Raw genomic sequence first — 14,817 nt, forward strand, 5'->3', positions numbered from 1 at the left:
CGGGTGCGAGGGGTGCCCGGTCGGAGGCGACAGCCCCAGTGCATCGCGGGGCGCGGCCCGGCGCAGTGGCGGGTGACACAGGGCCGGGGGCTGTCCTGTTCCGGTCGCAGTAGTGGCACACGAGGGAGTGGCCATGAAACGACATGACACGAACCCAGACGACGGTGTCCCGCCGGGGACGGAAGCGCTGTTCCACGGCCCGGTGCGGGCGGCCGGCGACATCGTCGCCGGCGACAAGGTGATCCTGCAGGCCGCGCCCCGGCTGACGCCGCGGGTCTGCCAGCTGCCCATGGCGCCCGACTCGTTCGTCGGCCGCGAGGCGGAGCTGTCGGCGATGGACGGCGCCCTCGACGCGGCCGGCGAGCAGCGGTCGGTCACCATCATCGCGATCCACGGCATGGCCGGGGTGGGCAAGACCTCACTCGCCGTGCAGTGGGCGCACCGGGTGGCCGGCGGCTTCCCGCACGGCCAGCTCTTCCTCGACCTGCGAGGACCGTCCACCGAGCAGGCCATGGCGCCCGCCCGCATGCTCTTCTGGCTGCTGCAGTCGCTCGGCATGGCGACCGACGACATCCCGGCCGACGAGGCGCCCCGGGCCGCGCTCTACCGGTCCATCCTGGCGGACCGGCAGGTCCTGGTCGTCCTCGACGACGCCGCGCGCTCCGAGCAGGTCGTGCCGCTGCTGCCCGGCGGGCCCGGATGCCTCGTCGTGGTGACGAGCCGTACCCACCTGGAGGGGCTGGCCGCCCGCTACGGCGTGGTCTCCGTACCGGTCGACCCGCTCTCCTCCGAGGACTCCCGCAGGCTCACCGCCCACCTGCTCGGCGCCGAGCGCAGCGAGCGGGAGCCGCGTGCGGTGGCCGACCTCGCCGAGTCCTGCGCCCGGCTGCCGCTGGCCATCAGGATCGCCGCGGCCGGGCTGGCGGCGGGCCCGTTCGAGTCGGTGGCCGCGCTGGTCGAGGAGCTGACGTCGGGCGACAGGCTCGACATGCTCGCGATCGAGGATGACCCGGGCCTGGCCATCCGCTCCGCCTTCGACCTGTCCTATGACACCCTCGACGCCGAGCGGCGGCGGGCCTTCCGGCGGCTGAGCCTGATTCCCGGTCCCGACTTCGGGCCGGAGTGCCTGGCCGCGCTGCTCGAGCTGTCCACCTCCGGCGCCCGGCGGCTCGCGCGCGGGCTCATGGGCAACCATCTGGTCGAGCAGCGCACACCCGGACGGCTGCGGCTGCACGCGCTGTTGAAGGAGTACGCCGGGGAACGTCTCCGCGACGAGGAGAGCGATGAGGACGTCGACGCGGCGGTCCGGCGCCTGCAGGACTGGTACCTGTCGTCGGCGCGAGCGGCCGCGGTGGTGCTCGGCGGGCAGCCGGGCGGCGCCGTGCTCCCGCACGGCGAGCGGCGTGGAATCGAGAAGTGCCTGGTCTGGTTCGAGGAGGAACGCGCCGCGCTCGTCGCCACGGCCCGCCAGGCCGGCGCGATGGGCCGGTGTGAGCTGGCCTGGGGTCTGGCCGACGCGCTGTCCCCCTTCCTCAGGCGCGGCAAGCACGGCAGCGACAACATCGAGATCCACGAGCTCGGTCTCGCCGCCGCGCGCTCGACCGGCGACCGCTGGCACGAGGCGCTGATGCTCGACCAGCTCGCGGTCGTCCGCTGCGACCTTGGAAAGTACGCCGAGGCGTCCCAGGACGCCCTGAAGGCGCAGGAGATCTTCACCGCGCTGGACGAACCGCGCCTGGAGGGGTGGGCGCTCAACACCATGGCACGCGTCGAACGCTTACGCAGCTGCTACGACAAGGCGCTGGAGCACGGCGAGAAGGCTCTGAAGATCTTCGTCGAACAGGGTGACCGGCTCGGTTTCGCCGAGGGCCTGGAGAAGATCGCGCAGGTCCACTGGCGGCTCGCGCGCTACGGCGAGGCGCTGCACCACGCCCGCGAGTCGCTACGCCTCCACCGGACGCTGTCCAACGGCCCCGGGGAGGCCGACGCGCTGGAGACGATCTCGCGGGTGCTGCGCCGCCTGGGCCGCTGCGACCGCGCGCTGCACTACGCCGAACGCGCGCTCGCCGTTCGAAAGCGGATCGGCGACCGGCGCGGCCAGGGCGAGGCGCTGGACATCTTGTCCCGCATCCTGCGGCGCACGGGACGCTCGGCCGAGGCGCTCCGCCACGCCGCCGACGCGCTGCGCATCCGCGAGGACATCCGCGATCTCGCCGGGACGGCGATGAGCCTCAACAGCCGGGCGCACGTCCTCCGCAAGCTCGGCGACTACCCCGCCGCGCTGCGCAGCGCCTTCGACGCCCTGCGGATCTGCCGGGAGATCGACGACCCGCACTGCGCGGGCGAGTCGCTGGCGACGATCGCCACGATCCAGCACGACTTCGGCAAGTACGACGAGGCGATCGGCCACGCGCGGCAGGCGCTGGCGATCCGGCGGCGGATCGGCGACCGGTACGGCGTGGCCTCGACGCTCAACGTCATCGCCATGGTCGAGCGGCGCCTCGGCCGGCACGCCGACGCGCGCCAGGACGCCGAGAACGCCTTGGCACTGCAGAGCAGGATGGGCGACCGGTACGGGCGCGGGGAGTCGCTGAACAACCTGGCGGAGATCGAGCGCAGTGCCGGTGAGTACGCCGCCGCCCTCCTGCACGCCCAAGCCGCGCTGGACATCCGCCGGTCGACCGGCGACCGGTTCGGGATCGGCGAGAGCCTCTCCACCATCGCCCGGATCCGCTGCCGTACCGGCGACCACGAGCGCGCCGTGGAGGACGCCGTCACGGCGCTGCGGCACCAGCGCGACATCGGCGACCGCCCGGGGCAGGGCGTGACGCTGGACGTGCTGGCCCGCATCGACATCCGCCTGGCCCGGTACCGCGAGGCCGCCGGGCACGTCGAGAAGTCGCTGCGGATCCGACGGGAGACGGGGGACCGCCGCGGCATCGCGGAGTGCGGCGCGAAGGCCGCGCTCGTCCGGTGGCACCAGGGCGCGTACGACGAGGCACGGAAGCGCGCGGAGGAGGCCCTGGCCATCCAGCGGGAGATCGGCGACCTGGGCGGAGCCAGTCACACCCTCTACGTGCTCGCCCGTATCTTCTCCCGCTCGGCGCGCTATGAGCACGCACGCGCCTGCGCGAGTGAGTCGCTCGCGATCTGCCGGCGGACCGGCGACCTGCACGGAGAGAGCGACGACCTGCTCACCCTCGCCCACATCGACCGCCGGCAGGCGAGGTACGCCGAGGCGCTGCAGGTCGCGCAGGTCGCGCTGGGCGTCAAGCGGAGCATCGACGACCGCGCGGGCGAGGCCGAGTCGCTCACCCTCATCGGGCGGGTCCACTGGCACCTCGGCCACCACGACGACGCTCTCGGCCACCTGGACGCCGCCCTGGAGATCCGGCGCGCCGTCGGCGACCGGTACGGCGAGGCGGAGACCCGGCACACGATCGGGCTCATCCACTGCGAGCTGGCCCGCTACCCCTCCGCGCTGGACTCCTTCGAGGCGGCGCTGCGCATCGAACGGAGCATCGGCGACCTCGCCGCCGAGGGCCGTACGCTGGGCGCCCTGGCCGCCGTCTCCCGTCATCAGGCGGCGTACGCCGCGTCGGTGCACCACGCGCGCCGGGCCATCGCGATCCACCAGAAGATCGGCGACCTGGACGCCGAGGGCGAGGCCTGGGACGACCTCGCGCGGAGCCACCACCGCCTCGCGCGGTACGAGGAGGCGCTCGACTGCGCCGAGCGGGCGCTCCGCATCCGTACCGAACTCGACGACCGCCGCGGCATCGCCGAGACGCTGGACACCCTGTCGCACTCTCACCGCCAGCTCGGCCGCAACGAACGCGCGGTCGCCCTGGCCGAGCGGGCGCTCGCCCTGCACAGGGAGATCGGCCACCGGCGCGGCGAGGCCGAGAGCCTGGGGACGCTCGCGCACGCGCGCTGGCGCCTGGGCGACCAGGAGGCGGCGCTGGCCTCCGGCCGCGAGTCACTGCGCATCCGCCGGCAGACCGGCGACCGCCGCGGCCAGGGCGAGATCCTCGACCTGCTGGCCCGCGTCCACCGCTACTACGAGCGTTACTCAGAAGCGCTCGACCACGTGACCGAGGCGCTGTCACTGCGCCGCGAGATCGGCGACCGGCACGGCGAGGGCGACTGCCTGAGCACCATGGCGCGCCTTCTGCGGCGGATGGGCGACCTCGACGGCGCGCACGGGTACGCGCGGCAGGCGCTGGCCGTACGGGAGCGGATCGGTGACCGGCGGGGCATCGCCGAGACGCTCGACAGCATCGCGCGCATCCACCTCGCGGGCGGGTCCGGCGAACAGGCGTGCCGGTACGCGCTGAGCGCGCTGCGCGTTCAGGGCGACATCGGCGACCACTGGGGACGCGGCCGGAGCCTGCTCCTGCTCGGGGACATCCACCTCTCACTCGCCCGGCACGACACCGCAGGGGAGTACTTCGCCCAGGCGGTCGCGGCCTGCGGGCGCACCGGAGACCGGCAGGACGCGGAGCAGGCTCAGCACCGGCTGAACCTCATGCGTCTCGCCGGCTGAGCCACTGACCGCCGGCGGCCACACGGCCAGCCGGCCCCGGCCTCAGGGCCACGACAACGGAGGTGAGCCGCGTGCTCGACGACTGGCGGCGGCGCGGACCGGTCTCCGCGCCGCGTGAGGATCTGACGACCGCCCGGACCCCATTGGGCCGGTCGGCGCTGAACTGCTCGATCTTCTACACCGACGTCGCCGGATTCAGCGCGCCCTGCCGGACCGAGGCGGACCGCCAGCTCGTCCGTACCCGCATGTACGAGATCGTGGCCGGCGCGTTCGAGGACTCCGGGGTGTCGTGGACCGCGTGCTACCACGAGGACCGCGGCGACGGCGTGCTGGTGATCGTCCCGCCGGAGGTGCCGACCCGCGCGGTCGCCGACCCCCTGCTCGTCCTGCTCGCCGCCGAGCTGCGGCGGCACAACGGGCAGGCCGGCGAGGCCGTACGCATCCGGCTCCGGGCCGCCCTGCACGTCGGCCCGGTCACCGCCGACGCGGAGGGCCTGAACGCGGACGCCATCATCCACACGGCGCGGCTGCTCGACGCGCCTCCTCTGCGTGACGCGCTGGCGGCGTCGGACGCCGACCTCGCGTTCATGGCCTCCGGTCACGTGTTCGACACGGTCCTGAAGAACGACCGCGGCCTGGTGGACCCCCGGATGTTCACGCCGGTGCGCTTTCAGGTGAAGGAGTCCCAGATCTCGGCCTGGATGTACGTGTCCGGGCCGCGCACCGCCCGGCACGCGATCGAGCCCGCCGCTCCGCCCGGCGACCGCCCGGGCGCCCACTTCCACGAAGAGGTCCATGTCGAAGGCGATCTCGTCCTGGGCAGCAAGGTCATCGACCGCCGGCGTCCGCCGGTGGGCTCCGCTTTGTCGACAAACAGGACACCGATCCCGAGATCAGCGCAAAGTCATACAGAGTTTGACGAAGCACAGTAAGGACGCACATAGTTATCTGGTTCATCCAATGCGCATGGCGCGCCGTACCCTTCGGGCTGGTGAGGCGTGACGGTGAATCGGGGGCCGTCCGGCACGGAATGGCCGGCAACTCTCGATGTCGACGCTCTTCTCGCCACCGGCTGGCGGCCCACGCCGTTCCGGGAGTTCGTTCTCAAGGTCCACAGCCGCTGTGACCTGGCCTGCGACTACTGCTACGTGTACGAGATGGCGGACCAGCGGTGGCGGGATCAGCCGCGCCGGATGTCCCCGGCGACCGTGGACCAGGTCGCCGCCCGCATCGGCGAGCACGTCCGCGCCCACGACCTGGCCTCCGTCGAGCTCGTGCTGCACGGCGGCGAGCCGCTGCTGGCCGGCGCCGATCTCATCGCCCACGCCGTGCGCTCCGTCCGCCGGGCCGTACCGGCGCAGGTGGGAGCCTCCATCCAGACCAACGGCGTCCGGCTCGGCGCTTATCTCCGGCTCCTCGACGTGCTCGGCGTACGCGTCGGGGTCAGCCTCGACGGCGGTGCCGTGGCGCAGGACCGGCACCGGCGGTTCGCGGGCGGCCGGGGCAGTCACGCGGCGGTCGCCGAGGCCCTCGGCCGGCTCTCCTCGCCCTCCTTTCGTCACCTGTTCGGCGGCTGCTGTGCACGATCGACGTCCGCAACCCGCCGCTGGCGACGTACGAGGCCCTGCTCGCCTTCGACCCGCCGAAGATCGACTTTCTCCTTCCGCACGGCAACTGGTCCGCTCCCCCGCCGGGCCGCGTCCCGGGCTCGTCCGCGACGCCGTACGCGGACTGGCGGATCGCCATCTTCGACCGCTGGTACCGGACGCCGGGGCAGCACACCGAGATCCGGCTCTTCACCGAGATCATCCAGTTACTCCTCGGCGGGACGTCCTCCAGCGAGGCGGTGGGCCTGTCGCCCGTCGGCATGGTCGTCGTCGAGACCGACGGCGGCATCGAGCAGTCCGACATGCTGAAGTCCGCGTACGACGGTGCGTCCGTGACGGGACTGCACGTCCTGCGGCACTCGTTCGACGACGTGCTGCGGCTGCCGTCGACCGCGGCGCGCCAGATGGGCGAACGCGCCCTGTCCGCCGAGTGCCACGCCTGCCAGGTGCGCCGCGTCTGCGGCGGCGGCCTCTACGCCCACCGGTACCGCGCGGGACGGGGTTTCGCCAACCCCTCGGTGTACGGGCCGGACCTGTTCCGGCTCATCACCCACATCCGGAGCGCGGTCGCCGCCGACATCGAGCACCGCCGCGAGGCGCTGCTCCAGGGAGGGCGGCGATGAGGCTCCGCACCCACCGGCTGTCCGCGGAGACCTTCGCCGCACTCGCCGCGGGCGGTGGGACCAAGTCGGCCGTCACCGCCCTGGCCGACGTGGAGTACAGCAAACGCCTGCTGCTGATCCGCGGCGTCGTCGAACGCGCCGCCTCCACCGGCCACCCGGACGCCGCCGGCGCGGCACGCGGCTTCGAACTCCTGAGCGCCCTGCAGGAGGAGGCCCCGGGGGCCGTCGACGTCGTGCTCCGCCACCCGTCCACCGGCGCCTGGGCGCAGCACACGGTACGGAGCCTGGCCACGGGGGACGCCTCGGCACCCGGCCGCATGGAGGCGCTCGCCGCAGCGGCGGCCGTACGCGCGGGCGCCCGGCGCACGCTGGAGGTGACCGCCGGAGAGGGCCTGCTCTCGCTGCCGTCGCTCGGCGCCGCGGACGTCGCCCCAGGCCGCGCGATCGTCCGCGCCGGCCCGGCCGGGGCCGAGATCACCGGCGCGGACGGGCGTACGGTGCGCATCCCCGCCGACCCTCACACCGACGCGCCGGGCTGGCAGGGCCTGCGGCGGCTCACGGCGCACGCCGGGGGCCAGGCGCTGGACCTGCTCGTCGACGACCTCGACCCGTACCGCATGCCGGCGATGAGGAACGTGGCGGGCCGTCTCGGCGCGGACGAGGCCCGCCTGTGGGACGCGGCGCTCGGCCCCGCCTGGGAGACGCTGGTCCGGCACCATCGGGTGGCCGCCGAGGAGATCGGCGCGGGCCTGCGGGTGCTGACGCCCCTGTCGCCGCCCGACCACGGACAGGTCAGCGCGACCGCGCCCGACACGATCGGCTGCGCCGCGATGTCCACCCCGCCGAGCGCCCGGTCGATGGCGGTGACGCTCGCCCACGAGATCCAGCACGGCAAGCTCGCCGTGCTCCTGGAACTCGTGGACCTGGCACTGCCCGACGACGGCAGCCGCTACTACGCCCCGTGGCGGGACGACCCGCGCCCGGTCAGCGGCCTGCTCCAGGGCGCGTACGCCTATCTCGGGGTGACGGCCTTCTGGCGCCGCCAGCGTACGCACGAGACCGGCGAGGCCGCGGCCGAGGCCCACGCGGAGTTCGCCCGGTGGCGGGCCGCCGTCGACCTGGTGGTGGGCACGCTGCGGGCGTGCGACCGGCTGACGCCGGCGGGCACGACCTTCGTCTCCGGGATGTACGGCACACTGCGGAGCTGGGCGGACGAGCCCGTACCGGCCGCCGCGGCCGCCCAGGCCCGGCGCGAGGAGGAACGCCACCGCGCGCACTGGCGGCGCGACAACGGCGAGCTGCCCTCCACGGCCGGGCTGACCTGAGCGACGATCAGATCGGCGGAGGGTCGAAGTCGAAGTCGAGGTGACGCCCTTCGCGGGCGACCCTGGTGTCGGGGTGGTCCTCGCCGAGGACCTCGTCGTAGGCCGGGTAGGTCTTCTCGGCGAGCTCGGCGGCCTGCGCGGCCTTGCCGTCGGCGCGCAGGTCGACGACGAGGTTCGCGGCACACCCGAGCGTCAGGGGATGCTCGTCACCGAGCACGGCCCGCGCCCGTACGAGACTGTCCTCGCCCAGCTCACGCGCCTGCCCGAACTCCCCCATCGCGGCCAGGTCACTGGCGAGGTTGGTGGCGACGGTCAGGGCGTAGTGGTGGTCCCGGGTCAGGCGGGCGTCGAGTCCGGCGAGACTGGTGGTGTTGAGCTCGTGCGCCCGCTCGACCTCGCCGCTCACCCGGTGCAGCAGGGCCAGGTTGCCGACGCAGCAGAGGTAGAAGGGGTGCTCGTCGCTGTAGACGTGGGGGTAACGCTTCATGGTGTCCTGCGCCAGCTCCAGCGCGTCCTCGAACCTCGCCATCACGCGGTAGACGTTCGACAGCCCCATGGCCGCCGACAGCGTGTCCGGGTTGTCGCGGCCGAAGAGGCGGGAGCACCGCTCGAAGACGTCGGTCGCGAGTTCCAGTGCCCCGTCGTAGTCGGCCGTACGGCGCAGGGCGACCGCGAGGTCTTTGCCTACGCGCAAAGTCAAGTGATGCTCGACTCCCAGCTCCTGGCGGCCGAACTCGAGGGCCTCCTCGCCGAGGTCGCGGGCCGTGGCGTATTCACCGCTCTGCCGGACCACGCGGGCCACGTTGTTCCACGACGACAGCACGTCGCTCTTGCTGACGACGCCGACGGAGGCCTGGCTCTGCTGGTTGAAGGCGAGCAGGTGCAGCCGGCGGGACTCCTTGTACTGGCTGAGCAGGCCGTAGTCGAGCGCGAGGTTGTTCACCATACGAAGAGTCCGCGGGTCGTCCTCGCCGAGCATCGCCACGTGCTGGTCACGGGCGATCTCGTCGTGGTCCTGCGCGTCGACGAACCGGCCGAGCGCACGCAGGTCCGGGCCCAGTCCACCCAGGAAGGTCAGAACGTTGGGGTCGTCGTTGCCGAAGGCATGCCGGGCGCGTTCGAGCAGCGAAAGGTCGATCTCCGCTGCCCGTTGGTAATCCCCGAGGTCTCGGAGCACGTCAGCTAGGAAACGCTGCGCGCGGAGCACGCGCAGGTCGCCGTCGGCCCCGGGCACGCGCTGCCACTGGTCGAGGAACTCCTCCGCGAACGTCCGCGCGTATTCGCGGTTGCCCGCGAGGTAGAGGTAGCGGACCATATTGAGGGCAAAATCGCGCACCTCCGGGTCACTACTCTCCGCAACCCGCGCCGGAAGCACGTGCGCCATGAGTTCGTTGAAGCGCGACCACCGGCTCTCGTTGTCGGGATCCTTCGGGGCGTTCTTGGCCAGCAGCGTCTGCACCTCGCGGCGGAAAAGCTGATGGTCGGCTTCCTCAAGCCCTTCGCGCAGCAGCGCCTGGACCAGCCTGTGCACCTGGATGGTCCGGCTGCTGACGTCGACGCGGGCGAGCGCGAACCGGCCGAGTTCGCGGATGGCACGGCTGAGTAGGATCGCGTCGGCTAGAACCTCGCCCAGCAACGGCCTCGTCGCCTCGCCCACGCGCCGGAAGAGGTCACGGGGGATCGGCTCCGCGCCGAAGAACGCACAACAGCGCAGCAGCTCGACGGCCTCGGGGAGCTTGTCTCCCAGCGCGGAGACCGAGAGCGACCACGCCGCCGTCATCGAGTGGGGGTATTCGGAGGGCTTGCTCTCCGACATGAGCTCGGCGGTGCGCTTCTTCAGCAGGTCGAGGTATTCGTCGACCTGCATGCCGGTCTCCGCCTGGAGCGCACCGGCCTGCTCGAGGGCCAGCGGAAGGTCACCGAGCGCGGCGGCGAGGACGTGGGCGTCACCGTGACTCATCGCGGACGGCACACGCCGGTTGAGGAACTCCACGCTCTCGTTGCGCTCGAACACATCGACTTGGAGCGTGTCGACCACGCCCTGCCAACGATGGTTGCGCGAGGTGATGAGTACGTGCCCGGGGCCTTGCGGCAACAACCCCTTGAGCTCGTCGGGTTCGTCGACGTTGTCGAAGATCAACAGCCAGCGGTCGTAGGGGTCGCCCTTGCGAAGGCTCTCCAGCACCGCGTCGGCCGCCTCGCCGATGCCGGTGGCCGTGGCGGGCGGCAGGTCGAGGTAGGGAGCGAGACCGGCCAGGGAGGGCCGTATGAGCATCGGCTGGTCCGCGGGGACCCACCAAACGAGCTGATATTCCGATTTATACCGATATGCGTACTCGGTCACAAGCTGGGTCTTTCCGACCCCGCCCATCCCCTGAAGCGCGTGGGAGAGGATCGGCGCGCGCTCGACCTCTTCTTCTTCCACGCCTCCGGGGTGTGGCAGAACAGCGGTCGTGCGATTCTGGATGCGGGCGTGGAGTTGGTCGAGCAGGTCGTCGCGGCCGGTGAAGTTCTTGTTACGTCCCGGCACCTTCCGCCCCCAGACCTCAGGGACCGTCCCCCGCTCTCGTGAATTCATCACGCGCACATGTTTCCTTTCAAGATCCTGCCGATTCCCACCAATGCTCACAGCCGATCCTATGGTTCTTTCTTTCCGGAACCGCAAATCCGAGGGCAACATAATGCGTCTCAGCATTCACGTGTCACCTAAATCACTTAAACAGCGCGAGCAACGACTTTTACCGGCACAGGTATACAACGGTGTGGCCGCGGGTGACACTGTTCCCGTTGAAAGCCAGAGGGCTCGGCCCGATCCGGCCAGATTCCCAACCCTCCGAAGGGGAAGGAAACGGATGAACAGCCCACGGTAGACGGCCAGGGGGGAGCACATGCACGAGGACGCCGACGAGGTCGGCGGCGGGCCGATCGACCTCTCCGGAGTGCCGCTCCGAGCCCTCGCGACACTCTCCGACTCAGCGCTCGACCGCGCGCTCGCACGGCTCCTCGCCCGCAAGGTCCAGGACCAAGAAGTGGCCGGCTTTCAGAGCAGGGTGTGATGGACCCGCACCCGCCGAGGCCGCTCGCTCCCGGTGGGCGGCCACCGTAAGGACAGCGCCATGAGGGCGTATCCGACGATTCACAGGCTTTCACCCGCACCACGCCGACCGCCCGCCAGACGGCTCGCGGCACCCGCCGGAACGTCACTAGGATTTGCCGGTCAGCACCGCCGAGCCCAGACCCCTTTCGTGGATTTTTGCCGACCGCATTAGTAGCATGCGCCACGTCTTCCGTTCCAATTGGGGCGCGCGGCAGAGTGACCGACCAAAACGCTTGTCCCGAACTTGGCTTTCGAACGTGCTCGCCACATCGGACGGGATCACCCCTATGACGGCCACCACCCTGACTAATGGCCTGGACGGGGTTTCTTAGGGTGGTGTGCGCCTCTGCAAGTGGAGGCGAGCGTCCGATTCCACGGTCGGGACCGTGAGGCGGACGAGGTCGCCGGCCTGTGGCGGCGCAACGCCGCAACGCCGCTCACCTGCCCGCCGGAAGTGGCAAGAGCAGGGCGAGGGAGTACGGGTGTACACGGGCAGCGCCGCCACGGGCCCGGCTGCGGGCCGTACGAGCCGCCCGGTGGGCACCCTCGCTGGTCAGCGCCAGCCTGCGTCCCCGCGTCGAGACACTCTCCTCGTGGTTTCCGGCCCACCACCTCAGCGTTCGCCGGGGCCGGCCTTCAGGACACGGCGGTCCTCCAGCGTCCGCAGCGCACGGTCCGGGACGCCGACGCTGAGCACGGGGGACACCTCCTCACCGGTCGCGTGCCACAGCCACCCGACGAGGCGCTTGTGGTCGACGTCGTGGTCCGCCGCGGTACGCGCGACCGCCTCGCCACAGCACTCGGTCAGCCGGCGCTCGAGGTCGGCACACTTCGCCATGTCGTCACGGACGGTGAACGGCGTGGTACGCGGCAGGGACGGCCAGAGCCGGGTCCATCCGGGTGTTCGCCGCGACGAACCCGGCCAGGTCGCGGCCGGCCGCCATCAGATCGGCACGTGTGCGATCGTGTTCACGGCTCGACTCTTCGATCTTTAAGGGCGGCGAGCACCGACCCCAGCGTTGTGATCAGGCTGGCCGCCACGGAGCCTCGGGCATATCCGGATTGTGCCAGCCGATCCCGGCCGACCGGGGGGCCATATGCCACATTGCACCTGTCCGGTTCCACGTCAGCGCGTTTAACGGCCTACCCGCCGGCGCCTTTACTCACGGAACGTACGAGAACGTGCACTTACTGACATTTGCCAATATAGTCGCAATGTGATCAGTTGCCCCCGTGAGTGACTTTCTCGTTGTGGGTGGTGGGGTGGCCGGGGCGAGTGCCGGTTACTTCCTCTCCGCGGTCGGCGGCGTGACTCTGCTCGAGATGGAGTCCGCGCCCGGCTATCACTCGACCGGGCGGTCGGCCGCCCTCTTCTCCGAGTACTACGGCAACCGCACCGTGCGGGCGCTCACCGCGGCCAGCCGCGCGTTCTTCATGGTCCCCCCGCCCGGCTTCACCGACGGGCGGCTGCTCGGGCCCCGCGGCGTGGTGGCGCTGTGCCCCCACGGCGCGGAGGAGAGGTTCGCCGCCGTGCTGGCCTCCGGGCTGACCACGCCCACCCCCGTACGGGAGATCGACGCGGATGAGGTGCTGCGGCACTGCCCGATCGTACGGACCGGCTGGTACAGCCGTGCCATGTTCAAGCCCGCCGCGATGGACATCGACGTCGACCTCGTCCACCAGGGGTTTCTCCGGGGGATCCGGGCGAACGGCGGCACCGTCGTCTCCTCGGCGAAGGTCCGCGGGCTCGAACGGCGAGGCGGGGTCTGGCGGGCGGACACCGACGCCGGGGAGTACGCCGCGCCCGTCGTCGTCAACGCGGCCGGCGCCTGGGCCGACGAGGTGGCCGCGATGGCCGGCGTACGGACCGTCGGCCTGGTCCCCCTGCGGCGTACGGCCTTCATCACCGATCCGCCCGACGGGATGGACATCGCCCGCTGGCCGATGGTGGCCGACGTGACCGAGACCTTCTACTTCAAGCCCGAGTCGGGGCGGCTGCTCGTCTCCCCCTCCGACGCCACGCCCAGCCCGCCCTGCGACGCCCGGCCCGGCGACCTCGACGTCGCGCGGGCGGCCGAGCGGGTGCAGGAGGCCACCACCCTGGTCATCCGCAGTGTCAAGCACGCCTGGGCCGGGTTGCGTACGGCGGTGCCCGACGACACGCCTGTCATCGGGGCCGCGCCGGACGCGCCGGGCTTCGTCTGGCTCGCCGGGCTCAGCGGGTACGGCGTGCAGTCATCGCCCGCGACCGGGCGGCTGGCCGCGGCCGCGGCCATGAACACGCCGGTCGAAATCGACGTCGATCCGGCGGACGTCGCGCCGGAGCGCTGTTTCTGAACATCCGAACACGGGAGACGTGGACCGGCCCAACGGCCCGCGGCGGATCCGAGGGGAAGCAGATGACCAGGAAAAGGACCTCCGAGCCGTACACCAACAGCATCGAGCCACCGACCTACCAGAGCGCCTCCTACTACTTCGACGACGCCGACCAGGTCAAGGCGGGGCTGCACGACCTGTCGATCCCGGCCGGCCGCTACGGGCGCTACAGCAACCCCACCTGGGTGGAGGTCGAGGCACGGCTCAGCGAGCTGAGCGAGGCGGAGAGCTCGCTGCTGTTCGCCTCGGGCATGGCGGCGCACTTCACCACGTTCGTGTCCCTGCTGGAGGCGGGCGACGAGGTCGTGCTGCCCGCAGAGTCATATCGCCAGGTCAGAAATGTCTTTCATCACATTCTTCCGAAGTTTGGCATCGTCGTGCACGAGATCTCGATCCGCGACCCGGAAGCCTTTCTCGATGGAATCGCCGCGCTCAGCGGACGCCTCAAGCTGGTGCATCTGGAGATGCCGTCGTCGCCGCACATGTATCTCATCGACGTGGCGCGGATCCGGCAAATCGTGGGCGACGACGTCGTCATCACCTTGGACAGTTCGTTCTCCCCTCCGCCCAATTTCTACGCGCTGCGCTGGGGCGTGGACCTGGTGCTGTTCAGCGCGACCAAGTACCTGGGCGGCCACGGCGACATCGTGGCCGGCGTCCTGTCGGGGCGGCGGGACCTGGTCGAGCGGATCCGCTGGTACCGCGACACGACCGGCCCGGTCGCGGACGGGAACGTCGCGTTCCTGCTCCGGCGGAGCCTGTACACGCTGGCGCTGCGGATGGAACGTGTCAACGCCCAGGGTCTGGAGGTCGCCCGCTTCCTGACCGCCCATCCGCGGGTCCGGCGCGTCTTCTACACGGGCCTGGAAACGCATCCGCACTTCAAACTGGGCCAGGACTATCTGCACGGGCACGGCGGAGTCGTCACCTTCGAGCTCGGGCTTGGCGAAACCGAGACCGCGGAGATCGTCGATCGCCTTGAAGTGCCTTTCATGGCGTCGAATTTCGGCGCGCCGCACACTTTGGTCGAGCAGAGCACTTTCTTCACCTATTTCGAGTACGACGACGCCGCACTCAAGAGCATCGGGGTCGACCGCAGCACCATCCGGCTCGCACTCGGTTACGCCAATGAGTCAACTCAGGTTGTCGAGGACCTGGACCGCGCCCTGACCGGCGGCTGAGACCCGCGTCGGCGCATCACACGAAGGCATCGCACGTCAATGACTCGAACAAGCCGATATCG

Annotated in this window: 10 protein-coding genes; 8 read left to right on the plus strand and 2 right to left on the minus strand. The window is 71.2% G+C overall.

Going from position 1 to position 14,817, the window contains the following annotated elements; translation table 11 throughout:
* Nucleotides 1–133: 133 nt before the first annotated feature.
* From QWU11_RS14525 to QWU11_RS14545, 5 genes are all read left to right on the plus strand, one after another.
* On the plus strand, nt 134–4,546 hold the full coding sequence (locus tag QWU11_RS14525) for a tetratricopeptide repeat protein (RefSeq protein ID WP_290108582.1): 4,413 nt from the start codon (nt 134–136) through the stop codon (nt 4,544–4,546).
* 71 nt (nt 4,547–4,617) lie between these two features.
* The gene (locus tag QWU11_RS14530) at nt 4,618–5,478 is read left to right on the plus strand and encodes a hypothetical protein (protein ID WP_290108586.1); all 861 of its coding nucleotides are present in this window, start codon (nt 4,618–4,620) and stop codon (nt 5,476–5,478) included.
* A gap of 225 nt (nt 5,479–5,703) precedes the next feature.
* Nucleotides 5,704–6,462: a hypothetical protein gene (locus QWU11_RS14535; RefSeq protein WP_290108700.1), complete on the plus strand. Its 759-nt coding sequence runs from the start codon at nt 5,704–5,706 to the stop codon at nt 6,460–6,462.
* Nucleotides 6,393–6,776, plus strand: coding sequence for a hypothetical protein (locus tag QWU11_RS14540; protein ID WP_290108704.1), 384 nt, complete (start codon nt 6,393–6,395; stop codon nt 6,774–6,776). Before QWU11_RS14535 ends, QWU11_RS14540 begins: the two co-directional genes overlap by 70 nt.
* Nucleotides 6,773–8,101: an HEXXH motif domain-containing protein gene (locus QWU11_RS14545; RefSeq protein ID WP_290108587.1), complete on the plus strand. Its 1,329-nt coding sequence runs from the start codon at nt 6,773–6,775 to the stop codon at nt 8,099–8,101. Before QWU11_RS14540 ends, QWU11_RS14545 begins: the two co-directional genes overlap by 4 nt.
* Before the next feature lie 7 nt (nt 8,102–8,108).
* Here QWU11_RS14545 and fxsT read toward each other — a convergent pair whose 3' ends face one another.
* Nucleotides 8,109–10,631 (minus strand): FxSxx-COOH system tetratricopeptide repeat protein, encoded by a 2,523-nt coding sequence (gene fxsT, locus QWU11_RS14550; protein ID WP_354670843.1) that lies wholly within the window; start codon nt 10,629–10,631, stop codon nt 8,109–8,111.
* 358 nt (nt 10,632–10,989) lie between these two features.
* Here fxsT and fxsA point away from each other — a divergent pair, with 358 nt between their 5' ends.
* The gene (gene fxsA, locus QWU11_RS14555; RefSeq protein ID WP_290108591.1) at nt 10,990–11,157 is read left to right on the plus strand and encodes an FxSxx-COOH cyclophane-containing RiPP peptide; all 168 of its coding nucleotides are present in this window, start codon (nt 10,990–10,992) and stop codon (nt 11,155–11,157) included.
* Nucleotides 11,158–11,811: 654 nt separating this feature from the next.
* On the opposite strand, the gene QWU11_RS14560 is transcribed toward fxsA, so the two are convergent.
* Nucleotides 11,812–12,036 (minus strand): hypothetical protein, encoded by a 225-nt coding sequence (locus tag QWU11_RS14560; protein WP_290108593.1) that lies wholly within the window; start codon nt 12,034–12,036, stop codon nt 11,812–11,814.
* A gap of 413 nt (nt 12,037–12,449) precedes the next feature.
* On the opposite strand from QWU11_RS14560, the gene QWU11_RS14565 reads away from it, so the two are divergent.
* Together QWU11_RS14565 and QWU11_RS14570 are read left to right on the plus strand one after the other, a co-directional pair.
* The gene (locus tag QWU11_RS14565) at nt 12,450–13,535 is read left to right on the plus strand and encodes an FAD-binding oxidoreductase (protein ID WP_290108595.1); all 1,086 of its coding nucleotides are present in this window, start codon (nt 12,450–12,452) and stop codon (nt 13,533–13,535) included.
* 62 nt (nt 13,536–13,597) lie between these two features.
* A complete protein-coding gene (locus QWU11_RS14570) occupies nt 13,598–14,755 on the plus strand; it encodes a PLP-dependent transferase (RefSeq protein WP_290108603.1) in 1,158 nt (385 codons plus the stop codon).
* The last annotated feature ends 62 nt before the right edge of the window (nt 14,756–14,817 follow it).

Source organism: Actinomadura sp. DC4 (assembly GCF_030406325.1).
GTDB lineage: Bacteria > Actinomycetota > Actinomycetes > Streptosporangiales > Streptosporangiaceae > Actinoallomurus.